Source organism: Streptomyces sp. NPDC111507 (assembly GCF_055638955.1).
Window position 1 is genome coordinate 1,061,087 of sequence record NZ_JBVKBU010000001.1, and the last position, 24,430, is coordinate 1,085,516.

A 24,430-nucleotide genomic window follows, 5' to 3' on the forward strand; every position below is an offset into this window, starting at 1 on the left:
CACGACGCGATGTGTTAAGTGCGACCGCACGCTGTACGGCCGACAAGAACGCTACTGCTCCGCAGCCTGTCGACAGGCCGCCTACCGTGCCAGCAAGCGACCGGCACCGGAACAGCGCACGTGCGAACTCTGCGGCGCTGGTTTCTGGCCCGACCGTGCCCGGCAAAAATACTGCGCTTACGACGAAGCCGGACACGATTGCGTGAACCTACAGGAAGACCTACTAGAGCTAGCCGAAGAAGCACACGAGGCACGCCTGAGCGCTCAGTGCGTGCATTGTGGCGAGTCGGCCGGGTGGACCGGTAAGGGGCGACCCCGGAAATACTGCTCGCCCCGCTGCAAGGTCGCCGACTTCCGCCGACGGAAGGCCGACGAGAAGACCCTTCCGCTCTAGTTCATACAGAGACGAAACGTTTCTGCGTGACCGTCCACCTACTCACGTGAGTAGGTGTCTACGACAGCGCGACGCCCTGGCGGGGGCGTTCTCAAGACTTCGGCGACTTCGGATTCCGGCCTACTCCTGTGCCCTGATCCCGTCGCCGCACATGGCCCCGACTGGCCGACATGCCGCCTTCATGTCTGCCGGTCGGGGCCTTTTTTCATGCCCAGACAAAGGAAGACAAGAGATGGACTCTCGCCGCCCTGTATTTCGCGAGCCCCTAGAGACGGCTTCCGCGAGCCGAGACCGCTACTCACAGACGCCCCGCGTTCGCGACCGCATGGACGGACTGCTCAGTCGCGCTTTCGCCGTCGTCGAGCGCGATGGGGTCGAAGTGGACGGCGCCCCGCATCCAATGCTGTCGGTTATTGCTGACCTACTCGAAGCGGGAACCGGATTCCGGAAGCTCGCCCTCGACAAAAAGGCCTACTCCGACGAACTCGCCGAGCGAGAGCGCTTCGGAACCAGGGGCGAACTCGAATACCGCTGAGCTTCGACGCTTTCCGCCTCACAACTGAATTCAGAAACCAACAGGCCGCCAGCAATCCCGCTGAGCGGCCTTAGTCATGCCCGAAGAAAGGCAAAGCATGCACTCTCTCCTTGCTGGCGTTAAGGCAAACAAGCTTGACGCCGTCCGACGCCTAAACAACATTACCGAGACTGCAAAGCGCGAACGTCGCTCGCTCACTGCCAGCGAGAAGTTCCGATTCGATACTCTCGAAACCGAGGTTCGGGAGTACAACGAGCGAATTGCAGAGCTCGAAGCGCAGATAGCCGCCGACGAGTCCGCCGCTATCAACGCGCGCAAGTATTCCGGCGCTGTCAAGGGCGCTACGGCGGAGGCCGGCTCGGGAATCGGCGAGAAGCGTTCCACTATGTCCGGCGCTGCCTATGTCACCTCTGAGCCCCAGGTGTACCGCCGGGATTCCAAGGAGACTTCGTTCTTCCTCGACGCGTACGCGGTTGCCAAGAACAACAGCCCTGAGGCTCGCGAGCGTATGGAGCGCAATTCCCGCCAGGTGGCCGACGCCCGTAGCCAGGAAGGCCGCGCGCTGTCGACCACGAACGGCAACGCCGGTGAGTTCGTGCCGCCACTGTGGATGGAAACCGAGTGGATTCGCCTAGCTCGCGCGAAGCGGGTCACGGCCGATCTGACGATTAACGACCGGCTTCCGGCGGGTACTGACGTAATCAACCTGCCTAAGGTCGCCACGGGCACGGCTACCGGACTACAGGGCGCCCAAAACACCGCTGTTACGAACGTCGATATGACCACCACGTCTATCGCGGCACCGGTACTGACCCTTGCGGGCGCTCAGACGGTTTCCTTGCAGCTCGCCGAGCAGTCGCCGTTGAACATCGACACCGTTATCCTCGGCGACCTTGCGGCGGACCTTGCGACTAAGGTGAATGCGCAGGTGATCAACGGTTCGGGTTCCGGCGGTAATGCGACGGGCCTTCTGAACCTTGCGGGCGCTGGTGCGGTTAGCTGGACCGGCACGGACGGAATTACATTCCAGACCGCCGTACTTAAGGCTATTGGCCAGGTGTTCGCGTCCACTTTCGAGGCACCTGATGCGCTGGTACTCGCGCCCCGTCGCGCAGTCTGGCTCATGGCGCAGCGCGATTCGACCGGCCGTCCGCTGCTAGTGCCCGCTGACAATGGGCCGACTAACAGCATGGGTGTGCTGGCTCCGAAGCTCGCGACCGAAGGTCCGATTGGCCGTTTCTGCGGTCTCGATGTGTACATCGACGGCGGAATCCCTCTGAACCTTGGTGCTGGCACGAACGAAGACCGCGCGATCGTGTTCCGCAGTTCTGAGATTCGCCTTTGGGAGTCCGTCCCTAAGTTCGAAGTGTTCCCGCAGACCTTCGCGCAAAATCTTTCGCTGTTGGCGCGGGCATACGAGTACATGGCGTTTACCGCTGCGCGGTATCCCGGCGCTGTTTCGGTCCTGAGCGGTTCCGGCTTCACGATCACGAACACGCTGTAAGGGCTGACCCGCTACCTGACTTAGGTCGGTGCATTTGTGGTGAGGGCACTCAGGAATTCTCTCGGGTGCCCTCGCCGCGTTATCCACAGGAGATAGAGCAAATGGGAAAGAAGATGGGGCGTTACATCGGTAAGAACGACGCCGCGTATGCCGTTATGCGGAATTCCATCCTGCGGGCGCAGAGTCGCCGCAATGGCAAGGTGCCGCACATTCCGCAGCGTCCGCCGCGAATGCCGCCGGTCGTCGAGCAGGAGCACGGCACCGACTGAGTCACCTACTCACCTGAGTAGGTGCCCGGCCGTCACGTCTGCAAGGGGGGGGCGGTTCTATCTCCAAGCGAGTGCACCCCAGGGACCCAGCCCCCAGCCAGGGACACACTTCTGCGAAATTCGAGGCGGGGGGTCTACCCAGACCGGAATGGGGATCGACGTTTTCATGGCGAAGCCGACTAATTCTTGGTTCCGTCGTTGTCCAGCGCTATCCGGGCGCATTCGGAAAAGCTATCCGTGGCCTCGCTGAATTCTACAAAACGCATAGCGGCTTCGTTCCACTGTTCCGACAGGCTTGGCGCACCTGGATAGTTCGCGGGCACGACCATTAGAGAAAGCGAAACCCAGACATCACTAGACTTATCTTCAAGGATAGCCGCTGCCGCACTTACTTCTTTAGGGCCAGCGAGCCGGACTCGGGTCGATATCTTCGTAATGTTCTCAGTGAGCGACTTAGATTCGCTAATGACTGCCGCTAGATCCATTCCTGGCGGAAGGATGCGCAGACGCTCTAGGTCGTGAAAGTCTTCTGGAGTAGGCGCCAGTAGGAGCTTGGTTAGGTCCGCGTGCGCATGTGCTGCGCTAATAAACTCTTCGTAGATGACCTGCCGCGTGTCACGTCGCTGCCGAAGGTGCTCCGCCCGTGCCGCCACATGCGCCTGTTCTCGTGCTGCCCAGCCGGTAGCCAGCGCTGCGCCGATTGTCGCAACCGACCCGGCAAGTGCCCCAAGTACAGCTGCAATTCCTGAATCCATGCCGCCATGGTCGGGGCGGGCAACGCGTCAGTCAAGGGTGCGTGCGCCAGCCACTAGCCATCTCTCTGAGTGCCAGCCGACACGATTCACGCCGTCGCCGAAGGCGGACCGAGCGTGAGCTTCTTTATCGCCGCGCGACGCAAATGACCCTCGCGGAGAATTCCGAAATCTTGCAGCCGGCCGAAGCGGAATTTTAATTTGGACAATAACTGACGGGACGTCAGAAATGAACTTGACCCTTCCCCTTTATGCCCGCGCGGCCGCCGTTGTTGGCCGCCCCGTTGTTCTGCTGGCCGCGCTGGCCATGTCCGCCCCCGGCGAATACGCCCTAGCTGTCCGCGCGGGATGGTCGTCGGACATTGCTTGGCTTATGCCGGTGTCATTGTCCGTTTACGCCGCCGTCGCGGCCGTCATGGCTGCCACTCGACCTAAGGGCATGTCCGGCCGGACGTCCGCTCTCGTCGGCGCTGGAATGGCGCTCTCGCTCGCCCTCGCCGCTCAGGTGACTGCCCACCTAATCGCGTCCGGCTATATGGGGTCCTCCGCTTTCCTGGTGGCCGCTACGTCCGCCGTTCCGCCCGTCGTTGTCGCACACCTCTTGCACCTCGCTGCGGCCCCTAGAGCGACTTCTGAGCCCCTTACGGCCACCTCGACGGACGCGACGGCCGGTGAGCCGGTCAACGTGCCGCAGAGAGCCGCTGAGGGCCTCCCTGGGCCGGTAATACCGAATGACCTATGGGAAGACTTCCAGAACAGCGCGCCGGACGTGGCCGAGAGCGTCGCCGACGACGACCGGCCGACCCCGGACGCCGTCCGTTCCGCTATCGCCGCCCTATCCGCTGCTGGCCAGCGAGTGACCGGAGCGGCTATCGCCCAGCATTTCGGAGTGTCCGCACGGACCGGCCGTCGATACCTGGCAATGGCCGCATGACATGAGCCCCGCACTAGCTACCTGACTGGTGGCCGGTACGGGGCTCTTTCTTTTCATCGGGGTGTCCCCGGAGTCGCAACAGGGATTCTGTGGATTTCTATGCGCCGTCTGTCGGTAGCCGTTGGCCCCGCTCCCATAGTTCCTCCGCATGCTCCGCGAACCGCGAGAACATCCCGCGTTCGTCCTGCTTCCGTAGATGCAAGAGCGGCGAGTCATGCCCAACCAACCGGGCAAGGTGCGGAGTCACAAGCGCCTCGGAATCAAACCGGAAGACCGACAGGCTCACATGGTTAGTCGCATCCTCCGGCGCGCTGTAACGGACTTCCAGCCCCTCTAGCGGCCCAAGCTTGGACAGTTCGCCAAGTGTGATTCGGATACGCGTAGAAACGCTCAGCGCCACATCCTCGATCACCTCGCGCTGTCGTGTGGTCTCGCCGTCCGGGTTCCCAAGCAGGAAGCGGATGCGGCAGCCGTTTTGCGCCTTGCTCCGCAGAGTTTCAGCGAATGCGGGAAACTGTGTCCAGAAGAAGTAATTCGTATATCCGGCAAGGAACAAATCCTCGCGGGTGTTCTTGATCAGCTCGGCCCAAACCGTTGACGGGCATGCCGACCGGTACGGGTACGAGTGGACGATCTCTAGATCCCCGCCCGTCTTAATGCGGTCCTTTACGACCTTGGGCCAGAGCATTTCTTCATCGACTCCCAACGCCTCTGCGGCGTCTTGCCTGTTCCGGGCGTGCGGCACAAGCTCTTCGTCCGCAAGCCATCTCTCGATCGTCTTGCCAGTTACCCCGATGCGCGCCGCCAACTTCCGGGGCGACTGGTTCGCGGCGTCCATAGCTGATCGTAGGGCAGTGTTCAAGGCTTCCCCCGAGACGTTTGGGCCTTTTCCAAGGTAGCGCCCGGAGGGCCCAACTGTCCCTGCACGGGCGCTGATTCGTCCTCGCTGTGGGGCCAGGATCAGGGCATGGACACCGAAACGGGTCCGACGCAAAGGGTGTGCGCATCCTGCCGTGTCTTGGTCATCTGGGATGACGAGACGGGAGTGTGCATCCACTGCAAAGACTCACTGAACGACGCGAACGGACAACCGTACGCCGTGCGGTTGAAGACAGACCAGCGACGCACGATGACACTCATGGAGGACTGAGCGATGGCATGTCCCAACTGTGGCGCCGCCTGCCAGCAGGGAGCGACTGGAAATTGGGCCTGCGGAAACTGTGGCTGGGGCTCGGGCTTCGTCCCGACCGTGCCGGTACCGTGTACGCATGGCGCAGAAACAGCAGCCGGAAACCATGCCCGTCATTGATACGACGGAGGCTCTGGCACGCAAAGAGATCACGGCCACTATGTGCCATGACTGCGGTGCCGAGGTGCACGGCGTGAACGCTCGCTATGCCTGTGGGCTCTGCGGTTGGGTCAACCACTGGTCGGAGGGGTCCACGCCCCTGCTGACGGCCGAGGACGATCCGGACTACCCCGGACGCTGAGCAGCAGGAAGCCCCGTAGTGACCCTGGGAACCTCCCGGAGCCGCTACGGGGCTTCCTGCTGCTTAGCGCTGGCGAAGAGCCTCGCGCAAGGCTTCTTCAAGGGCCCTTGCTACCGGAGCGTTGAGCCGTTCTCCGCGCAGTTCTGCCACGCTGGCAACGTCCTTCACGGCCCCTGCCAACTTTCCGATCAGTGAGCAGAGTTCAGCGCGCGAGACTTCCGGGCGCTCCGCCATGGCCAGCGCGTAGGCGGCATCGTTACGCGCCATGCTGATGATGTGTGCTTCGGTGCGGTCGGCAATCTGGTCCACTTCCCCGGGCGCTCCGTACTCAGCCATGCCCCCGGGGCCGGTCCACGGTAGGCGGCGCAAGAGCTCATGGGTCTCAGTCCCGATAGGCTCAGTCATGCCGACTCCAATCAGTCGGTAAGCCCCGGTGCGGAAGCCTTCACCCTTCCCGCCGGGGCACTTTTTTTACGTGATCAGGTTACGTGGCGATGCCCTTCCACGGACACGTAACTGCCCCTATTTGGGCCGCACTTCTGCCACTGCGTTGATGCGCTGACCAGGGCAGACGTGCTAGAACTACTAGTCCAGAGTCTTCGGGTTGTCCCTGCCGCACGAGATCAGGGCCAGCCGCGGGGCCACCCTCCGTATGAGCTCCGGGTCCTGGTAGGCCGAGCCATGGTGGGCGACCTTGAGCACGTCCACGGCCGTAAGCTCCCCGGCCGCCGGCGATCGCAGCAGCGCCTGCTGCGCCGGCGGTTCGAGGTCGCCGAGCAACAGCAGCCGCAGCCCCGCCGACCGTACGACGAGGGCGACGCTGGCGTCGTTCGGCCCGTCCGGGGTGGGCGCCGGGCTCGGTGGCGGCCACAGCACCTGCCAGTCGAGACTGCCGATGCGCCGCCGTTCACCCGCCACGGCTGACGTCACCGAGATGTGGCGAGCGGCCGCCTCCCTCCGTACGAACTCGACCTGGTCGGGCGGCTCCGCGAAACCCGTCGTCTCGATCGCCCCCACCGCCCGCCCGCGCAGCACCCCCGGCAGCCCCGCCACATGGTCGGCGTGGAAGTGCGTCAACACGACGAGCGGGATCCGGGTGATGCCGAGCGTGCTCAGACAGCGGTCGACCAGCGCCGGATCGGGGCCCGCGTCCACCACCACCGCGGTGCCTTCGCCCGCCGCGAGCACCGTCGCGTCGCCCTGTCCCACGTCGCACATCGCGAACCGCCAGCCGGGCGGCGGCCATCCCGTGATCACTCTGGTGAGCGGCGCCGGCTGCACCACGACCAGCAGGAACACCACGACACAGACACCGGTCAGCCAAGGGTGCTTCAGGAGCCGTCGGCCGGCGAACACGACGACCGCCGTGACCAGGGCGAGCAGCAGCGCCCCCGGCCAACTCGCGGGCCAGTCCACTCCCCCGCCGGGCAGCGCGGCTCCGGTCCGTGCGATGTCGGCGATCCACCGGCCCGGCCAACTCGCGCACCACGCGAGCCCCTTGGCCACGGGCAGCACCACCGGCGCCGTCACCAGCGTCGCGAACCCCAGCACCGTGGCCGGCGCGACGGCGAACTCCGCGAGCAGATTGCACGGCACCGCCACCAGGCTCACCCGGGCCGACAGAACCGCGACGACCGGCGCGCACAAGGCCTGTGCGGCGCCCGCGGCGGCCAGTGCCTCGGCCAGGCGCGGCGGCATCCGGCGTCTCTGGAGCGCCGCACTCCACCGCGGGGCGAGCGTGAGCAGGGCGGCGGTCGCCAGCACGGAGAGCAGGAAGCCGTAACTCCGTGACAGCCAGGGGTCGTACAGCACCAGCAGCAGTACGGCCGTGGCCAGGGCTGGGATCAGCGATCTGCGGCGGCCGGTCGCGAGGGCGAGCAGCGCGATCGATCCGCACGCCGCGGCCCGCAGCACGCTCGGGTCCGGCCGGCACACGATCACGAAGCCGAGCGTGACCGCGCCACCGAGCAGGGCGGTCGCCCGCAGCGGAATACCGAGCCGCGGCGCGAGACCACGCCGCTCGGCGCGCTGGGCGAGGCCTGGTGGTCCGACGAACAGGGCGAGCAAGATCGTAAAGTTGCCGCCGCTGACCGCCAGCAGGTGTGTGAGATCCGTCGCCTTGAACGCCTCGTCCAGCTCCGGCGTGACCCGTGAGGTGTCCCCCACGACCAGCCCCGGCAGCAGCGCCCGCGCGTCCGCCTCCAGACCGTCGGTCGCCTGCCGCAGGCCCTCGCGCAACCGGCCGGCGAACCGCTGCGGCCCGGACGGCTGCCCCACCACCTCCGGCGGCCCGCTCCCCCGCACGCGCAGCACGGCCGCGATCCGGTCCCCGCCCGACAGCGCGGGGGCGAGCCGCGCGGCCACCCGCAACCGTGTGGACGGCAGCAGTGACAGCCAGGGCGAGCGCCCGCCGGGCAGCCGGGGCGAGCCCCTCGGCGAACTCGCGTCGACGATCATCAGCACCGGCGTACGTGTCGCCACCACGGCCCCGTCGCCGCCCGCCCGCGTCACCCGCCGGACCTCCGCGTCGAGCAGCACAGCCGTGGGAGCCGCGTGATCTCCCTTGATCCGAGGCCGGGTGAGCCGTGGGTCGGAGGTGATCTCCACCTCGGCGGTCACCTGGGCGTACTGCCGTGCCAGGGCCGGGATCGGGCCGCGGCGTGCATCCGCCCCGTGCAGTCCCGCGGAGGCGGCGGCCGCCGCGACACAGAGCAGCGAGGCGGCGACGGAGACCCGCGACCACGCACGGGATGGTCGTGCGCCGCACTCCGTCAACCTGCGCGCCTTGGTCCGCCCCGACGCCAACAACGCGCCTGCCAGGACCAGGCAGCCCACCACCACGGCCGTGACCCGTCCGGGCGGTGCGCCCACGGTCACCGCCGCCGTCACCCAGACCGCGAGCGCGGGCGGCACGAGCCGCAAATCCGTCGGCCCTTCCTCCCGGGGGTGGGCGGCACCGAGCCGCTTCCCCGAGGCGGCGTGCACGGCTCGGCGGCTCCGGGAGTGCCGGGTGCTCCGCGTGGCATCCGTCGGCGCGAAGGCCGCGTGGGGTGAAGGAGGCGGAAGAGGTGGCGGAGATGAAGGAAGCGAAGGGGTCGAAGAGGGCGACGAGGTCGCGGAAGCCGCCGAGGGCCCGGTGGGCCCGCTCACGGCCGTACGAGTTTCTGCAGATCGGAGAACCGGCGGTCGCCGATGCCATTGACCTCACGCAGCTCGTCGACGGAACGGAAGCCGCCGTGTTGGGTGCGGTAGTCGATGATGTGCTGGGCGAGAACGGGACCGACGCCCGGCAGGGTGTCGAGCTGGTCCACGGTGGCCGTGTTGAGGGAGACGGGAGCCGAAGGAGCCGCTCCTGAAACGGATCCGCCGATCCCCGTGGCACTGGAGCCGCCACCCATGCCCGGTCCAGTCACGGCGACGGGGACGCCCACCAGGACCTGTTCGCCATCCACCAGGAGGCGGGCCCGGTTGAGCCCCTCGGTGTTCGCACCCGGTCGCACCCCACCCGCGGCCCGCAGCGCGTCCTCGACCCGCGAGCCGGCCGGCAGTCGCTGCAGCCCGGGACTGCGCACCTTGCCGCTGACGTCCACCACGATCACGGTCCCAGACGAACCGGCCGAACCGGCCGGGCTCGGCGGCGCCCCGGCCGCGCCTCCCGGGTCCGCCGACTTCTGCTCCATCGCGCCGCTCCGCCCGCCGTACGGCGCCACTGCCCGCACGACCTCGGGAGCCCGCACCGACTGCGTCCGGCCACCCCAGAACTGCTGCACGGCGAAGACCACGGCGACAACGAGCAGCACACCGAGTGCGGTCACACTCCTGCGCTCCAGACCGCACCTCGACTGCAGCCACAGCGGCATCCGCTCCCGCACGGCAAGCCCGGCCCGCTCTCGCCATGCCGCCGTTGCCTCAGGCACGGGAGCGCCATGCTCGGCATGGTCGCTCGCGCTCGCACGCGCACCTGAGCTTGGGCTCGGTTCGTCATGGTCCAGGACCCCGGTGGGCGAAGAGCCGCCACTTCCCCGAACGACGGCGACCCCGCCCCCTGCCGAGGTGCTCCCCCTTGGGCCTCCGACATCCCGGTCCACGCCCGGCGGCCCGTCCCCCAACTCCCCTCGTGTGCCGGGCCTTTCGGAGAAGAGTGCCTGCGCGCGCAGACGGAGCGCCTCGGCCGAGGCATCGCGGCGTCGGGCGCGGGCGCCTGTATCCGTACCTGTACGTGTACCTGCGTCTGTACCCACACCTGTGCCTGCGCGGCTGGGCGAGCGATGGCGGCGATGGCGGGTGCGGCCGTCGGAGACGGGGCCGCGGCCCGGGCCGCTGGTCGGTGTGGCGGTGCGTGAGCGTGATCGAAGTGCCATGCGTCGAGGATCGGGCAACTCGCGACCCTCGCGATGATCTTGCTCAAATCCCGGGGAAAACTACCCAGTTGTGGATAACTCCGTCACCCACACGAGTCACACCAGGCCCAGCAGGCCCAGCAGACGCAGCGCACGCAGTACACGCAGCAGTCCCACCAGACGCAGGCGCTCCCACCCCGCCGCCACCGGGCTCCTCAGCCTCATCGAGGCGAGACGACCGCTCCCAGCAGCCCGGGGCCCGTGTGCGCGCCGATCACCGCACCGACCTCGCTCACATGCAGATCGACCACGCCCGGCACCCTCGCCCGCAATCGGTCCGCGAGAGCGGACGCCCGCTCGGGGGCGGCGAGGTGGTGGACGGCGATGTCGACCTGGGCACTGCCCGCGCGTTCGGCCACGATCTCCTCGAGCCGGGCGATCGCCTTGGACGCCGTCCGTACCTTCTCCAGGAGTTCGATCCGCCCTCCGTCGAGCTGGAGCAGCGGCTTCACTGCGAGCGCAGAGCCCAACAGCGCCTGCGCGGCGCCGATCCGGCCGCCACGGCGCAGATAGTCGAGCGTGTCGACGTAGAAGTACGCGTAGGTGCCGGCGGCCCGCTTCTCCGCGGCCGTGACCGCCTCGTCGGCGGAGCCCCCCGCCTCCGCGGACTCGGCCGCGGCCAGTGCACAGAACCCGAGGGCCATCGCGACCATCCCGGTGTCCACCACCCGCACGGGGACCGGAGCCTCACGGGCCGCGAGGACGGCGGCGTCGTAAGTCCCGGAGAACTCGGCGGACAGGTGGAGCGAGACGATGTCGGTCGCGCCCGACTCGGCGACCTTGCGGTAGGCCGCGGCGAAAACCTCGGGGCTAGGGCGGGACGTGGTGACGGAGCGCCGCTTCTGAAGTGCCTGCGCCAGGGAGCGGGCCGAGATCTCGGTGCCCTCTTCGAGCGCCTGATCACCGAGAACCACGGTCAGGGGCACCGCGGTGATGCCGTGGCGCTCCATCGTCCGGGGCGGCAAGTAGGCCGTGGAATCGGTGACGATCGCGACATGGCGGGACATGAGCTGGAGGTTACCTGCCGGGGAGCGCGGACGGCAGCCCGGCCCCTTTCACCTGCGGTCTAGGTCGGGTCAAGTCGTGCTCTCGGGACGGGGTTTCTTCTGCCAGGGGTAGATGGGCCGCTGTACCGGCGGAGTGATCGCGGAGCGCGGCGGCTCGTCGGCCGGGCGGGAGCGTGGGGGCTCCGGCCAGGTCTGGCCGCTGGAAGTGGCCGTGTCCGGTGCCGGTGCCTCGGGCCAGGAGGCGGTGGGTCCCGGCTCGGTCGTCCAGTGCCGCAGGGCGCCCGCCTCCACGTCGATCTGCTCACTCAGCGAATCCAGGTCGTCGGCGGCGAACCGGCGGGCCCGGTCGCGCGCGGCCCAGCGCAGGGAGTCCGCGGACTGCGTGATCCGTTCGGTGCGCTCACGCAGCTCGGGCAGCCGCGTGGAGAGCGTCCTCTTGTCGGGTTCGCTCTCCAGGCGCCTCAGCTCGTCGTCCAGCTCGCGCCCGTGCACGCTGAGCCGCTCGAACAGCCCCAGGGACTCCTTCAGGGACTCGTCCTCGGCCACGCCCGAGTGCAGCGCGTCCTGCGTGGCCCGCATCGAGGTGCGCAGCGTCAGCCTCAGCTGGGCGATCTCCCCCGCCGGGCCCGGCTGAGCGAAGGTCTTGGCACGCAGGGTGGTGTCCTCGACCGTGCGGCGGGCCTGGGAGATCGTGCGGTCCACACCGCGCTTGGCGGCGCCGATCACCTTCACGGTGGCGTATGCGCCCAGCACCACGAACAGCAGGAAGAGCAGGGCGATTACTGTGATCACGGCTTCCACCACGCTCCTCCTCCGGACGGTCGCGGCAACCGCCGCGTCGCTCTTCAACGGTAAACGCAACGGGCAGGTCCGGAGTTCCGGAAGAACCCCGAACCTGCCCGTAGGGGACTACCCCTAGCCAAGCCACCCATCCGTGCCGGACCGGGGCAAGCGGCTACGCCGTGACGATGTTCACCAGCTTCGGCGCCCGCACGATCACCTTGCGGATACCCGCGCCGTCCAGCGCGGCGACGACCTTCTCGTCGGCCAGCGCGATCTTCTCCAGCTCCGCGTCGGAGATCGACGGGGAGACCTCCAGGCGCGCCTTGACCTTGCCCTTGATCTGCACGACGCAGGTCACGGCCTCGTCCACGACGTACGCCGGGTCGGCCACCGGGAAGCCCTGGTGGACGACCGAGTCGGTGTGGCCCAGCTTGCGCCACAGCTCCTCGGCGATGTGCGGGGCCAGCGGCGCGACCAGCAGCACCAGGGGCTCGGCGACCGTGCGCGACACGGGGCCGCCGGTCTTGGTCAGGTGGTTGTTCAGCTCGGTGACCTTGGCGATGGCGGTGTTGAAGCGCAGGCCCTCCAGGTCCTGGCGCACGCCGTCGATCGCCTTGTGCAGCGCCCGCAGGGTGTCCTCGTCGGCCGGGGTGTCGACGACCGTGACCTCGCCCGTGGTCTCGTCGACGACGTTGCGCCACAGCCGCTGCAGCAGCCGGTACTGGCCTACCACCGCGCGCGTGTCCCACGGCCGCGACACGTCCAGGGGGCCCATCGCCATCTCGTACAGGCGCAGGGTGTCCGCGCCGTACTCGGCACAGATCTCGTCCGGAGTGACCGCGTTCTTCAGGGACTTACCCATCTTGCCCAGCAGCCGGGAGACCTTCTCGCCCTGGTAGTAGTACGCGCCGTCGCGCTCCTCCACCTCGGCGGCCGGCACCGCGATGCCACGGCTGTCGCGGTACACGAAGGCCTGGATCATGCCCTGGTTGAACAGCTTGTGGAACGGCTCGACCGAGGAGACGTACCCCAGGTCGTACAGCACCTTCGACCAGAAGCGCGCGTACAGCAGGTGCAGCACGGCGTGCTCGGCGCCGCCGACGTACAGGTCGACGCCACCGTGCGGCTGGCCCTCGCGCGGGCCCATCCAGTACTGCTCGATGGCCGGGTCGACCAGCTTCTGGTCGTTGTGCGGGTCCAGGTAGCGCAGCTCGTACCAGCAGGAACCGGCCCAGTTGGGCATGGTGTTGGTCTCGCGGCGGTACTTCTGCGGGCCGCGGCCGTCACCCAGGTCCAGGGTGACGTTGACCCAGTCCTCGTTGCGGGACAGCGGCGTCTCGGGGGAGGTGTTCGCGTCGTCCGGGTCGAAGGTGCGCGGCGAGTAGTCCTCGACCTCCGGCAGCTCCAGGGGCAGCATCGACTCGGGCAGCGCGTGCGCGACGCCGTCCTCGTCGTAGACGATCGGGAAGGGCTCGCCCCAGTAGCGCTGGCGGCTGAACAGCCAGTCGCGCAGACGGAAGTTGACGGTGCCCTCACCGATGCCCTTGCGTGCCAGCCACTCGGTGATGCGCTCCTTCGCCTCGGCCACACCCAGGCCGTCCAGCGAGATGTCGTCGTTGGAGGAGTTGATGATCCTCGCGTCGTACGACCCGAAGGCGTTCTCCCACGCGGACGTGTCGGTGCCACGGCCGTCCGTCGGCTCGACGATGCAGCGGATCGGCAGTTCGAAGGCGCGCGCGAACTCGAAGTCGCGCTGGTCGCCCGCCGGGACGGCCATGATCGCGCCGGTGCCGTAACCCATCAGGACGTAGTCGGCGATGAAGACCGGGACCTGCTCGCCGTTGACGGGGTTGGTCGCGTAGGCGCCGGTGAAGACACCGGTCTTGTCCTTGGCCTCGGCCTGCCGTTCGACGTCGGACTTCGAGGCGGCCTGCACACGGTAGGCGGCGACGGCCTCGGCGGGCGTGGCGTGACCGCCGGTCCACACCTCGTGGGTGCCCTCGGGCCAGGCTTCGGGGACGAACTTGTCGACCAGCGGGTGCTCGGGCGCCAGCACCATGTAGGTGGCGCCGAACAGGGTGTCCGGGCGCGTGGTGAAGATCGTGATGGCTTCGCCGTCGATCGGGAAGTCGACGCGGGCGCCCTCGGAGCGGCCGATCCAGTTGCGCTGCTGCAGCTTGATCGCCTCGGGCCAGTCCAGCGCCTCCAGGTCGTCCAGCAGCCGGTCGGCGTACGCCGTGATGCGCATGTTCCACTGGCGCAGCTTGGCTTTGAAGACGGGGAAGTTCCCGCGCTCGGAGCGGCCGTCGGCGGTGACCTCCTCGTTGGCCAGCACCGTGCCCAGCCCGGGGCACCAGTTGACGGGCGCGTCGGAGGCGTACGCCAGTCGGTACTCGCTCAGGACGTCGGCGCGCTCGTCGGCGGTCAGCTCGTTCCACGCGCGCGTGGTGCCGTCAACGCCCGGTACGGCGCGCTCGCCGCTCTCGAACTGGGCGATCAGCGCGGAGATCGGACGGGCCTTGTCCGCCTCGTCGTCGTACCAGGAGTTGAAGATCTGCAGGAAGATCCACTGCGTCCACTTGTAGTACTCCGGGTCGATCGTGGCGAACGACCGGCGCTTGTCGTGACCCAGGCCCAGCGCGCGCAGCTGGGCCTTCATGTTCTCGATGTTGGCCTCGGTGGACACCCGCGGGTGGGTGCCCGTCTGCACGGCGTACTGCTCGGCGGGCAGACCGAAGGCGTCGAAGCCCAGGGTGTGCAGGACGTTGTGGCCCGTCATGCGCTGGAACCGGGCGAATACATCGGTGGCGATGTAGCCCAGGGGGTGGCCGACGTGCAGACCCGCCCCCGAGGGGTACGGGAACATGTCCATGATGAACTTCTTGGGCTTGGCGGCCAGCTCGGGGTCGCCCGCCAGGTCACCGCTGGGGTTCGGCGCCTCGTACGTGCCCTCGGCGTCCCAGAAGTCCTGCCAGCGTGCCTCGATCTCAGCGGCCATCGCGGCCGTGTAGCGGTGCGGCGCTGCCACCTCGGAGGCGGCAGCGGGGTTCGTCTCGCTCATGATCCTCAAAGCTCCATCGATCGTCTCTGCCGGCGGCTTAGAAATGAAAAATCCCCTCGCACAGGAGGGGACGCCGCGCCGATGCCGACCACGGGTCGTCAGTGGTCGGGACTGATCAGCGCGGCTCGCTAAGCAGAAGGCGTACGGCACGCATGGCGTCAGGGTACCGCAGCCCCCGCGCGCGCCGCGACGAGCTTCGGACGGGGCAGACACGCCGTGCCGCTCATCACAATCACGCCAAAAAAACTGAACAATATTCAAATATTACTTCGCGTAAGGGGACGCTACGGGACAACACAAGAACCTGGCCGCCCTTTGATAACAACGCAATAACTCAAACCTCGTACCCATCGGTATGGCTCGACTTAGAGTTCGGCTTCGGGACCGCTTCCCCGAACCGTTGGGAGTAACCCCCTATGAACCCTCGTCGCAGTGGCAGCACGCTTCCCCGACCGGGCCGCTCGGCCTACGGGGTGGCGACGGCTGCCGTCCTGCTGCTCATACCCGTGGTCGTGCTGGCCGGAGGCAACCAAGTCCAGGACTTCCTCAACTTCGGCGCGGGCGTCCTGTCGCTCGTCTCCCTCACGTGCTCCGTCATCTGGGGCCTCATCGCCCAGGACCGGCTCATCCTCAACACGCGTCAGCGGATCGTGGCACAGGGCATCCACCGGGTGACGGCCGTCGGCTCGATCGCGTTCCTCTTGGTGCACATCACCATCAAACTGGCGCTGGACCACACCGTCCTGATCGCCGCGCTGATCCCCTTCAGCCTGGGCGTCAAGGGCAGCGCAGGACTCATCGGCCTCGGCTCTCTGGCCGGGCTGCTCATGATCTTCGTAGGCATCACCGGCGCACTGCGCAACCAGTTCGCGGCCCCGGCACCGGTCGCGGCACGCTGGCGCGCGATGCACATGCTGGCGTACCCGGCCCTGTGCGCGGCGCTGATCCATGGTCTCTTCGCGGGACGGGCGGCGAAGCCGTTCTTCATGGTGTCGTACGAGTTGTGCCTGGTCGCGGTCGGTGGGGCCCTCGCCCTGCGTGCGGCTCCCCACCCCTTCAAGCGCAAGGTCGCCGACCGGATCCTGGCGATCCTCGGCGAGGGCGGCGGCGCCGGTGGCCGCATGACCCGCGAGGACCTGACGGCATCCCGTGCCGCCCTGTCGGAGAACTCCCTGTCGGGCTTTGCCCCGCGCCCGGCGCAGCAGTCCGCGGGCGCCCCCTTCGTACCCCCGCAGCGCACGCCGTCCCCCGAGCAGTCGCTGTACCAGACCCCGGTCGACCCAGCCGCTGCCGCGGACGCGACGTCCGGTTTCGCGGCCGCCTACCGGGCCGTCTCGGGCACGCCCGGCGCTTACCCCGCCGGCGCGGCCCCGACCGAGCGCGTCCAGATGCCCATGGACATGCAGCCGACGGAGACGTTCCCCCGCGCCGACGCCGGCGGCAGCACGTCGGGCAGTTGGCCCATCCCCTCGCCGCCGCCGGTCGGCGAGGCGCCCCGCTCCGCGTACGACCCGCTCGCCGACACGGGATACAACATCCCCGTCTATGACAATTCGGCCACCGGTGGGTACGGCACGAGTGATGTGTACAACAACGGTGAGACGAATCCTGCCTTCGGTACGTACAACACCAACGACACGTACGACAGCGGTCCCACGACTGACGTACTGCCGGGCGCCTTCGACGCTCCTGGCTCCGGTGAACCATGGAACGCCCCTTCCGGAGGCTTTAAGTGAACGAGGCCCTGCCCGACGTCCCGGAGGTCCGCGTCGTCGGGCTTCCGCAGCTCACGTCGGGCTTCGACCTGGTTGAACGGCTCGATCTGCCCATGCACCTCAAGGTGCACGGGCCGCTCGAGCCGATGGGCGGTGAACAGCTCGCGGGCCTCGCCGAGGCGATCGGCCTGAAGGGCCGCGGCGGCGCGGGCTTCCCCTTCGCCAAGAAACTGCGCTCGGTCGCCGAGTCGGCCATCAGCAAGGGCATCCGACCCGTCGTGGTCGTCAATGGAAGTGAGGACGAACCCGCCTGCCGCAAGGACACGGTGCTCATCAACCGTGCCCCGCACCTCATCCTGGACGGCGCCCTGCTCGCCGCGGAGGCCATGGGCGCCCGCACCCTGGTCATCGGGGTGACCCGTGAGTCGACCCAGCGGTCCATGGAGGCCGCGCTGGCCGAGCGCGGCCTCAGCGACCGGCGCGGATCGCCGCTCCGCGCGCGCGTGCAGCGCAATCCCGTGCGCATGGTGACCGGAGCGGCCGCTTCGCTCATCCGCTCCATCGACGGCGGCCCAGCCATCCCGCCGGGCCGCAAGATCAGCGCGTCGCAGAGCGGTGTCGGCGGCGCGCCCACCCTGCTGTCGAACGCCGAGACATACGCGCAGCTGGCCATCGCCGCCCGTATCGGCCCCGACCGCTACCGCAACACCGGTCTCTACGACGAGCCCGGCACCGTCATGCTCACCATCTCCGGGGCGGTCGCCCGCCCCATGGTGATCGAGGTCCCCACCGGCGTGCCGCTGCGCTACGTGCTCCAGCTGGCCGGCGCCCCGCCGATGCCGCAGGGCGTGCTGACCGGCGGCTACCACGGCAAGTGGCTGGACGCCTCGACGGTCAACGAGGCGATCGTCTCGCGCAACTCCCTGGACGCGGTGGGCGGCGCGCTCGGCGCCGGCGCGATCCTCCCGATCACCCAGGAGACGTGCCCGCTGGGCGAGTCCCTCCGGGTGGCCCAGTGGCTGGCGGAGGAGAGCGCGGGACAGTGCGGTCCCTGCTACCTCGGCCTGCCCGCCGCGGCGCGCGGCCTGGAGGACATCCTCAACGGCGGCGGACCGGCCGCCCTGGAGGCCGTGAAGCAGGTCGCCAAGGCCGTGAAAAGACGCGGCGCCTGCTCGCACCCCGACGGCTCGGCGATGTTCATCGAGTCGACCATCAAGGCGTTCACGGACGACCTGGCCGCCCATGTCCTCGGCAATGGCTGCGGAAGGCCCGTGGAGGGCGTTCTGCCGCTCTTCGAGGGCGGTCAGCTGCCCACCGGCATCCCTGGCGGCCAAGCGGTCGAGGAGGCCGGCCCAAGCCGCCAGAAGATCTACGTCGACTGGACACTGTGCCGCGGTCACGGCCTGTGCGCGGACATCCTTCCCGAGGTCTTCGAACTGGGCGCCGACGGCTTCCCCACCGTCGCGCAGGCCCAGGTCCCCCGGTACGCGGAGGCGAAGGCGCTGCGGGCCGTACGCCGCTGCCCGGCGCTCGCCCTGCGCATCGAGGAGGACACCCGCGCCTCCGCCCCGGCACGCAACAACCTTCCGGTCCTCTCCCAGCGCCGTGGTCGTCGGGCGCTCGGCAGCGGCCGCTGAACACGACGAAGGCGGGTCACCCTGACCGGGTGACCCGCCTTCAATATGTGTGGAGCTAAGGAGAATTGAACTCCTGACCTCCTGCATGCCATGCAGGCGCTCTACCAACTGAGCTATAGCCCCTCGTGGCCATGCGGCGAAGCCGCATATCGACCGTGTCGCCCGGTTTCCCCGGCGGCGACGCCAACATTACACGGTCCTCCCCGTGGACCACCAAATCGATTCCGTGCCGTGCGGACAATGCGGACATGAGGGATAGTGTCGGCCTTCGTGACCGTGATCGCGCTCCCCCGTGTCCGCCGCCGTGCGCCCGTCGCCGTGGGGGCGTGCCTGTTGTCCTTCGTAGCCTTCTGGTGGGCACAGCGGGCCGCGCACGTGTCGATGATCGACCTGATGGTGTACCGGGCGGAGGGCGAGACCGTCCGCGCGGGCGGCGACCTCTACGCGCTGCGTACGACCGAGGCCCATCTGCCGACCACCTACCCGCCGTTCGCGGCGCTGCTGTTCACGCCGCTGACGCTGCTGGACACGTCGACCATGCGGACCCTGGCGACGGCCGGAAATCTGGCCCTTCTTGTGGTGTTCGTGGCCCTCTCGCTACGGCTCGTCGACCACGCGCGCGTGGAGGGCGTCTGGTGGGTGTCCGCGGTGGCGGTGTGGTGCGAGCCCGTGTGGACGACCGTGCGGTACGGGCAGATCAATCTGCTGCTCGGCGTGCTGGTGCTGTGGGACCTGACGCGGCGGCCCTGGCACCGGTGGGCCGGAGTGGGCATCGGGCTCGCGGCGGCGATCAAGCTGACACCGGCGCTCTTCGCGGCGTTCCTGCTGGTCGCCGGTGTCGTGGCACACGCACGGCGGGGCCCTGGAGGCCCCTGGCTGCGGCACGCGCGCGGAGCGGCCGTCGCGTTCGCCGGAGCAACCCTGCTGGCGGCCTCCGCCCTGCCCTACGACTCATGGCGCTTCTGGAGCCGCATGGTCTTCGAGACGGGTCGGGTCGGCCTCGTGGAGGACACCGCGAACCAGTCGCTGCGCGGGGTACTGGCCCGGCTGCTGCACACCACTCAGCCGGGCCTCTGGTGGGTCGCCTCGGCGGCCGTGGCGGGCTCCCTGGGCCTCGGGGTCGCCGTGGCGGCGGAGCTGCGCGGGCGGCGCGCCTGGGCCGTGGCCGCCTGCGCGGTCACGGCGCTGCTGATCAGTCCGGTGTCGTGGTCGCACCACTGGGTGTGGTGCGTGCCGATGGTGCTGATCCTCGGCACGCGCGGCCGGACGGCCGCCGTCGGCTCGGCACAGGTGACGGCCGTCGGTACGGCATTGGTGAGCGCCGCCGGTACGGCACTGGTCTTCTGCTCGTACGCGCTGTGGTGGGTGCCACACGGCCCGGGACGGCTCGAACTGCGCCAGACGGGCGCCCAGTTGACGTTGTCGGCCCTCTACGAAGGAGCCGGTCTCGTCTTCCTGACCCTGGTCGGAGTCAGGCTGTGGCGAACGAATAGAACCGTTTGAGCGTGCAGTGCTCGTCGAGGAGCCGGCCGTAGATCGGCTCGCCCTCCAGCTCGCGGTACGTCTCGATCGGGTCGCCTTTTATGATCAGCGCCCGCGCGCACTCCTCGCACCAGTACTGGTAGTCGTGGTTGACCGGCTCCATGTCGCGGACGATCGGCGTGCCACTGCCGCACCAATCGCACTTCCGCCTGTGTGCACCCATCGATCAGCTCCAGCTGTGGCCGCAGGCCGTGCACACGTAGGAGATCCCGCCGTTGTCGCCGAGGACCTGGGCGACGTGGACCGATCCGCAGGAAGGACAATCGAGGAGAGTGGCTCTTCTACGTGTCTGTGCCACATCGAGGAGATCGTCGACCTCCTCGAGGATGCTCGCAGGCATCGCTTCTCCCTCCCGTCGGGCCGCGCCCCCTTCCGGCCGTTTGATTCTGCCACGGCCGGAGCAATACGGTCAGCGACGCCTTCGTACCAGTCCGGACACAGCGCCCGACGTGGCCGTCGCGGCCAGCGCATACGTGCACATGAGGAGCGCGTCCGCAGAGGTATACGCCCCCGGAGCCCCAAGTGACTCAAGTCGGTTCAAGAAGAGTGTGCCGAAGGCCGCGACACCGATCAGCTGACCGAGCTGGGCGACCGTCGCGAGCAGTCCACTGGCGTCCGCCGCATCCTCGGGCCGCACCGTGGCCAGAGCCCTGGTCAGCGTGGGGCTGAAGCCCAGTGCGAGACCGGTCCCCATGCCCGCGAACGCCACATACAGCCAGAAACCACCGTCGCCCCCGCCCTTCAGCACGGCTCCGACGCAGGCCACAGAAACGGCGGCGATGGCGAAGCCGGCCGGGATCAGGACAGCCTGCAGAGCGGCCGGCCAGTCGCGCCAGGTCAGACCGACCAGGCCGAAGACCACCGCGGTCGGCGCGAAGGTGAGTCCGGCGCGCAGCGCGCTGTACCCGAGGCCGCCCTGAACGTGCAGGGTCAGAGCGAACAGGAAACCCGCGTTGACCGCCATCACCGCGAGCAGGCGGAAGACCGCGAGACCCATGCCGGGGTGGCGCAGCACCCGGGGTGAAATCAGCGGCGCACCACCCCGCCGGGCGAGCCGGGACTCGTACAGACAGAAAAGGGTGAAGAGGACCACGGCCGCGCCGAGCGACAGCCAGGACCACAGCGGCCAGCCCTCCTCCTGACCGAGCACGAGCGGCACGGTGAGCAGCGACACGGCGGCGCCGAGCAGGACGAGGCCCGGCAGGTCGAGGCCGCGTGAGCGCTCCACGGTTCCCGAGGCGTCCCGGGGCAGGACCCGGTGGCCGACGGCCAGGAGCACGAGGCCCACGGGCACGTTGACCAGGAACACCGGCCGCCAGCCGGTGCCGAACAGGTCGGCGCTGACCAGGACGCCGCCCAGCACCTGTCCGGCCGCGGCTCCCGTCGCGACGACGGCGGAGTACGCGCCGAGGGCACGGGCCCGGGCCTCGCCCGTGAAGTGGCGCTGGATCAGGCTGAGCACCTGCGGGATCATCACGGCCGCGCCGGCGCCCTGCACCAGCCGGAACGCGATCAACTCCCCGGTTCCCCCGGCGAGTCCGCACGCCAGCGAGGCCGCGGTGAACAGCGCGAGCCCGGCGAGGTGGACGCGGCGGTGGCCGAGCAGGTCGCCGAGGCGCGCGCCGGTGATCAGCAGTACGGCGTACGCGATGGAGTATCCGGCGACCACCAACTGCATTCCGGCGCCGGACGCGTGGAGTTCGGAACCGATCGTGGGCACGGCGACGTTCACGATGAAAACGTCGAGCAGTGCCATGAACTGGGCTGCGAGCACGACCGCGAGCAGCCGTCCGGGGCGATTGTCAGTGCCGGGGGCTTTACTGGTCGCAGGACTTGAATCCGCTGCGGGACCTGGGCCCGCGGGGGTTGTCGTCGTCATGGCTCCGAGCCTGGCGGCGGCCGGATACGGGTGCCGAGAGCCCGCCGATGCTGGTACTGACAGCACCTGGCAGCGGACGGGTTCGGCGCGGACGATGGAAGACGGGGGAAGTGAAGCCGATGAACACGACACAGCGTCGCAGGCCGGAGCTGGCCGGCTTTCTGCGCGGCCGGCGGGCGCGGGTGACACCCGCCGACGTCGGGATGCCCCCGGGCTTGCGGCGCCGCACGCCGGGTCTGCGCCGCGAAGAGGTCGCACAGCTCTCCGGGGTCGGTGTGACCTGGTACACATGGCTGGAGCAAGGCCGCCCCATCAACGCCTCTCCTCAGGTCCTGGACGCGGTGGCGCGCACCCTGCGCCTGGACCAGACCGAGCGGGAGCATCTGTACCACTTGGCCGAAGTGCCCTACGAGTCCGAGCCGGAGCTCCCCGCACAGACCGTGAGCGCGGAGATCCAGGGCATCATCGACGCCCTCGATCCGCACCCAGCGGCGGTCTACAACTCGCGGTACGACATCCTGGCCGCCAACCCCCCTTACCGCGACCTGTTCTTCGTGCCGCAGACGCTCGGCATCGGCGTTCCCAACGTGCTGTGGACTCTCTTCACCGTGCCCGAGCCCGGCTGCCCCGTGGTGTTCCTGGACAGCGAACTGCCGTTGATGGTGGCGACGCTGCGCTCCGCGTACGGCAGACATGTCGGCGAGCCCGCCTGGGAGGACTACATACGCAAGCTGTCGGCCGCCAGCCCGCGCTTCGCCGAGTTGTGGGCGGGCGGAGACGTCCTCCCGCCGGGACCGCGTGTGAAGACGTTCCGCCATGAGGCGGTGGGCGAACTGCGGATGACCTCGGTGTCGCTGTCCATCGACGGGATGCCGGAGTGCCGGATCGTCGCCTACACCCCGGACGACGAGAAGGCGCACAAGGGGCTGGCGGTTCTGCGCGAGCGGCGGGAGCGGTTGTGGCCACCGTCACTCGCGGCCGCCACGGCATCCCTGGGACCGATGTCGCCCATGTCACCGACAACCTGGGGGACATGAAAAAAATCCCGCCCCTCGAAGGGAACGGGATTCTCATCACTGATCTGTGCTGATCTTTGACAACTCAAGAGAGTTGATCTGTGGAGCTAAGGAGAATTGAACTCCTGACCTCCTGCATGCCATGCAGGCGCTCTACCAACTGAGCTATAGCCCCTTGTGTTCTTCCCGCCCGGCGGGGCGAACAACAAGAACTTTAGCCTGCGACCTGCCAGAAAGTGAAATCCGGTCCCTCCTGGCCCACGGGACCGGACAGGGGGCCGCTCAGTCGTCGTCGCCGAGCACCGGCTCCGGCAGTGTGCCGGCGTTGTGCTCGAGCAGCCGCCAGCCCCGCGCGCCCTCTCCGAGGACGGACCAGCAGCAGTTGGAGAGGCCACCCAGGCTCTCCCAGTGCCGGGACTCCAGGCCGAGCAGGCGCCCGATGGTGGTGCGGATGGTGCCGCCGTGGCTGACGACCACGAGGGTGCCGTCCTCGGGAAGCTTGTCGGCGTGGCTCAGCACCACGGGGGCGGCGCGGTCGGCGACCTCGGTCTCCAGTTCGCCGCCGCCGCGGCGCACCGGCTCACCACGCTTCCAGGCGGCGTACTCGTCGCCGTACTGGGCGATGATCTCCTCGTGCGTCAGCCCCTGCCAGACGCCCGCGTAGGTCTCGCGCAGGCCCTCGTCGTGGATGACGTCGATGCCGGTGAGCGTGGACAGTTCGGCGGCCGTGTTCGCGGCGCGCTGGAGGTCCGAGGCGACGATCACATCGGGCTTCAGCGAGGCGAGCAGCCGGGCGGCGCGGCGGGCCTGGCCGATGCCCGTCTCGGTGAGCTCGACGTCCGTGGTGCCCTGGAAGCGGCGATCCACGTTCCAGGAGGTCTGGCCGTGCCGCCACAGGATGACGCGGCGACCGCGGCCCGGCTTCTCCCCGGCCTCGACGCCCGCGACGGTCGGCTGCCGCCCCGCCTGGGCGTCACCCGTGGCGGACGTCCTGGCCGCCTCGGCGCCCGCCGCGGTCACCGCAGCTCCCCGAATTCGACGGAGTCCTCCTCGGCCTGCAGCTTGGCGTGCTCGGCGGCCTTGCCGCGGGTGGCCTTGGCGTCGGCGGGCAGGTCAAGCTCGGGGCAGTCCTTCCACAGCCGCTCCAGAGCGTAGAAGACACGCTCCTCGCTGTGCTGCACGTGCACCACGATGTCGACGTAGTCGAGCAGTACCCAGCGGGCCTCGCGGTCGCCCTCGCGGCGCACCGGCTTGGCGCCGAGCTCCTTGTTCAGCCGCTCTTCGATCTCGTCGACGATCGACTTGACCTGGCGGTCGTTGGGGGCGGACGCCAGCAGGAAGGCGTCGGTGATCGAGAGAACGTCGCTGACGTCGTAGGCGATGATGTCGTGCGCGAGCTTGTCTGCGGCCGCCTGCGCGGCGGTGGTGATGAGCTCGATGGAGCGGTCCGTGGCGGTCACTACGCGGCTTTCCGTCGGCGGTCAGTAATGACTCAAGGGTCTCACGGACCGC

At 68.5% G+C, this 24,430-nt stretch carries 21 protein-coding genes and 2 tRNA genes; 8 read left to right on the plus strand and 15 right to left on the minus strand.

The window, feature by feature from the left end; genetic code table 11:
* Positions 1–719 precede the first annotated feature (719 nt).
* From ACZ7M2_RS04755 to ACZ7M2_RS04765, 3 genes are all read left to right on the plus strand, one after another.
* Positions 720–929 carry a hypothetical protein gene (locus tag ACZ7M2_RS04755; protein ID WP_471594118.1) on the plus strand — a complete coding sequence of 70 codons (210 nt, stop codon included), beginning with the start codon at positions 720–722 and terminating at the stop codon, positions 927–929.
* Between the two features lie 97 nt (positions 930–1,026).
* Positions 1,027–2,433 (plus strand): phage major capsid protein, encoded by a 1,407-nt coding sequence (locus tag ACZ7M2_RS04760; RefSeq protein ID WP_471594119.1) that lies wholly within the window; start codon positions 1,027–1,029, stop codon positions 2,431–2,433.
* A gap of 101 nt (positions 2,434–2,534) precedes the next feature.
* Entirely contained in the window at positions 2,535–2,702 is a 168-nt protein-coding gene (locus ACZ7M2_RS04765; protein ID WP_471594120.1) for a hypothetical protein, read from the plus strand.
* A gap of 179 nt (positions 2,703–2,881) precedes the next feature.
* Here ACZ7M2_RS04765 and ACZ7M2_RS04770 read toward each other — a convergent pair whose 3' ends face one another.
* Together ACZ7M2_RS04770 and ACZ7M2_RS04775 are read right to left on the minus strand one after the other, a co-directional pair.
* Complete coding sequence (locus tag ACZ7M2_RS04770; RefSeq protein ID WP_471594121.1) at positions 2,882–3,457, minus strand: hypothetical protein; 576 nt, start codon at positions 3,455–3,457, stop codon at positions 2,882–2,884.
* Positions 3,458–4,485: 1,028 nt separating this feature from the next.
* Positions 4,486–5,226: an XRE family transcriptional regulator gene (locus ACZ7M2_RS04775; protein ID WP_471594122.1), complete on the minus strand. Its 741-nt coding sequence runs from the start codon at positions 5,224–5,226 to the stop codon at positions 4,486–4,488.
* Positions 5,227–5,656: 430 nt separating this feature from the next.
* On the opposite strand from ACZ7M2_RS04775, the gene ACZ7M2_RS04780 reads away from it, so the two are divergent.
* Positions 5,657–5,878, plus strand: a complete 222-nt coding sequence (locus ACZ7M2_RS04780) for a hypothetical protein (protein ID WP_471594123.1) — start codon at positions 5,657–5,659, stop codon at positions 5,876–5,878.
* Between the two features lie 63 nt (positions 5,879–5,941).
* On the opposite strand, the gene ACZ7M2_RS04785 is transcribed toward ACZ7M2_RS04780, so the two are convergent.
* The 6 genes from ACZ7M2_RS04785 to leuS form a co-directional block, all read right to left on the minus strand.
* Complete coding sequence (locus tag ACZ7M2_RS04785) at positions 5,942–6,187, minus strand: hypothetical protein (protein ID WP_471594124.1); 246 nt, start codon at positions 6,185–6,187, stop codon at positions 5,942–5,944.
* A 276-nt stretch (positions 6,188–6,463) separates the two neighbouring features.
* Positions 6,464–8,863: a ComEC/Rec2 family competence protein gene (locus tag ACZ7M2_RS04790; protein WP_471594125.1), complete on the minus strand. Its 2,400-nt coding sequence runs from the start codon at positions 8,861–8,863 to the stop codon at positions 6,464–6,466.
* A gap of 161 nt (positions 8,864–9,024) precedes the next feature.
* A complete protein-coding gene (locus ACZ7M2_RS04795; RefSeq protein WP_471594126.1) occupies positions 9,025–9,966 on the minus strand; it encodes a ComEA family DNA-binding protein in 942 nt (313 codons plus the stop codon).
* A 473-nt stretch (positions 9,967–10,439) separates the two neighbouring features.
* On the minus strand, positions 10,440–11,285 hold the full coding sequence (locus ACZ7M2_RS04800) for a DegV family protein (protein WP_352046187.1): 846 nt from the start codon (positions 11,283–11,285) through the stop codon (positions 10,440–10,442).
* Between the two features lie 69 nt (positions 11,286–11,354).
* Entirely contained in the window at positions 11,355–12,086 is a 732-nt protein-coding gene (locus ACZ7M2_RS04805) for a hypothetical protein (protein ID WP_471594127.1), read from the minus strand.
* A gap of 154 nt (positions 12,087–12,240) precedes the next feature.
* A complete protein-coding gene (leuS, locus tag ACZ7M2_RS04810) occupies positions 12,241–15,129 on the minus strand; it encodes a leucine--tRNA ligase (protein ID WP_471594128.1) in 2,889 nt (962 codons plus the stop codon).
* A 416-nt stretch (positions 15,130–15,545) separates the two neighbouring features.
* Here leuS and ACZ7M2_RS04815 point away from each other — a divergent pair, with 416 nt between their 5' ends.
* Together ACZ7M2_RS04815 and ACZ7M2_RS04820 are read left to right on the plus strand one after the other, a co-directional pair.
* Entirely contained in the window at positions 15,546–16,865 is a 1,320-nt protein-coding gene (locus ACZ7M2_RS04815) for a cytochrome b/b6 domain-containing protein (protein ID WP_471594129.1), read from the plus strand.
* Positions 16,862–18,481, plus strand: coding sequence for an NADH-ubiquinone oxidoreductase-F iron-sulfur binding region domain-containing protein (locus ACZ7M2_RS04820; protein ID WP_471594130.1), 1,620 nt, complete (start codon positions 16,862–16,864; stop codon positions 18,479–18,481). Before ACZ7M2_RS04815 ends, ACZ7M2_RS04820 begins: the two co-directional genes overlap by 4 nt.
* A 50-nt stretch (positions 18,482–18,531) precedes the next feature.
* Here the strand turns inward: ACZ7M2_RS04820 and ACZ7M2_RS04825 are convergent.
* A tRNA-Ala gene (locus ACZ7M2_RS04825) sits at positions 18,532–18,604 on the minus strand.
* Between the two features lie 147 nt (positions 18,605–18,751).
* Here ACZ7M2_RS04825 and ACZ7M2_RS04830 point away from each other — a divergent pair.
* Positions 18,752–19,984, plus strand: a complete 1,233-nt coding sequence (locus ACZ7M2_RS04830) for a glycosyltransferase 87 family protein (RefSeq protein WP_471594131.1) — start codon at positions 18,752–18,754, stop codon at positions 19,982–19,984.
* On the opposite strand, the gene ACZ7M2_RS04835 is transcribed toward ACZ7M2_RS04830, so the two are convergent.
* The 3 genes from ACZ7M2_RS04835 to ACZ7M2_RS04845 all read right to left on the minus strand — a co-directional run bounded on the left by ACZ7M2_RS04835 (position 19,953) and on the right by ACZ7M2_RS04845 (position 21,797).
* Complete coding sequence (locus ACZ7M2_RS04835; RefSeq protein WP_010986886.1) at positions 19,953–20,186, minus strand: hypothetical protein; 234 nt, start codon at positions 20,184–20,186, stop codon at positions 19,953–19,955. The two genes, ACZ7M2_RS04830 and ACZ7M2_RS04835, sit on opposite strands and share 32 nt — an antisense overlap.
* A 3-nt stretch (positions 20,187–20,189) precedes the next feature.
* The gene (locus ACZ7M2_RS04840; protein ID WP_101405208.1) at positions 20,190–20,363 is read right to left on the minus strand and encodes a hypothetical protein; all 174 of its coding nucleotides are present in this window, start codon (positions 20,361–20,363) and stop codon (positions 20,190–20,192) included.
* A gap of 69 nt (positions 20,364–20,432) precedes the next feature.
* A complete protein-coding gene (locus tag ACZ7M2_RS04845; protein WP_471594132.1) occupies positions 20,433–21,797 on the minus strand; it encodes an MFS transporter in 1,365 nt (454 codons plus the stop codon).
* A 224-nt stretch (positions 21,798–22,021) separates the two neighbouring features.
* Between ACZ7M2_RS04845 and ACZ7M2_RS04850 the strand changes: the two genes are divergently transcribed.
* A complete protein-coding gene (locus ACZ7M2_RS04850) occupies positions 22,022–22,939 on the plus strand; it encodes a helix-turn-helix transcriptional regulator (protein WP_471594133.1) in 918 nt (305 codons plus the stop codon).
* An 81-nt stretch (positions 22,940–23,020) separates the two neighbouring features.
* Here the strand turns inward: ACZ7M2_RS04850 and ACZ7M2_RS04855 are convergent.
* The 3 genes from ACZ7M2_RS04855 to rsfS form a co-directional block, all read right to left on the minus strand.
* Positions 23,021–23,093: transfer RNA gene (locus ACZ7M2_RS04855), tRNA-Ala, on the minus strand.
* A gap of 107 nt (positions 23,094–23,200) precedes the next feature.
* Entirely contained in the window at positions 23,201–23,818 is a 618-nt protein-coding gene (locus ACZ7M2_RS04860; RefSeq protein WP_352046253.1) for a histidine phosphatase family protein, read from the minus strand.
* Positions 23,819–23,934: 116 nt separating this feature from the next.
* Positions 23,935–24,378, minus strand: coding sequence for a ribosome silencing factor (gene rsfS, locus ACZ7M2_RS04865; protein ID WP_075032719.1), 444 nt, complete (start codon positions 24,376–24,378; stop codon positions 23,935–23,937).
* Positions 24,379–24,430: the final 52 nt, after the last annotated feature.

Bases quoted from the DNA above. Each gene is read 5' to 3' on its own strand.
- ACZ7M2_RS04755 (WP_471594118.1), top strand. From the start codon at position 720: ATGGACGGACTGCTCAGTCGCGCTTTCGCCGTCGTCGAGCGCGATGGG.
- ACZ7M2_RS04760 (WP_471594119.1), top strand. From the start codon at position 1,027: ATGCACTCTCTCCTTGCTGGCGTTAAGGCAAACAAGCTTGACGCCGTC.
- ACZ7M2_RS04765 (WP_471594120.1), top strand. From the start codon at position 2,535: ATGGGAAAGAAGATGGGGCGTTACATCGGTAAGAACGACGCCGCGTAT.
- ACZ7M2_RS04770 (WP_471594121.1), bottom strand. From the start codon at position 3,457: ATGGATTCAGGAATTGCAGCTGTACTTGGGGCACTTGCCGGGTCGGTT.
- ACZ7M2_RS04775 (WP_471594122.1), bottom strand. From the start codon at position 5,226: ATGGACGCCGCGAACCAGTCGCCCCGGAAGTTGGCGGCGCGCATCGGG.
- ACZ7M2_RS04780 (WP_471594123.1), top strand. From the start codon at position 5,657: ATGGCGCAGAAACAGCAGCCGGAAACCATGCCCGTCATTGATACGACG.
- ACZ7M2_RS04800 (WP_352046187.1), bottom strand. From the start codon at position 11,285: ATGTCCCGCCATGTCGCGATCGTCACCGATTCCACGGCCTACTTGCCG.
- leuS (WP_471594128.1), bottom strand. From the start codon at position 15,129: ATGAGCGAGACGAACCCCGCTGCCGCCTCCGAGGTGGCAGCGCCGCAC.
- ACZ7M2_RS04815 (WP_471594129.1), top strand. From the start codon at position 15,546: ATGAACCCTCGTCGCAGTGGCAGCACGCTTCCCCGACCGGGCCGCTCG.
- ACZ7M2_RS04835 (WP_010986886.1), bottom strand. From the start codon at position 20,186: ATGGGTGCACACAGGCGGAAGTGCGATTGGTGCGGCAGTGGCACGCCG.
- ACZ7M2_RS04840 (WP_101405208.1), bottom strand. From the start codon at position 20,363: ATGCCTGCGAGCATCCTCGAGGAGGTCGACGATCTCCTCGATGTGGCA.
- ACZ7M2_RS04850 (WP_471594133.1), top strand. From the start codon at position 22,022: ATGAACACGACACAGCGTCGCAGGCCGGAGCTGGCCGGCTTTCTGCGC.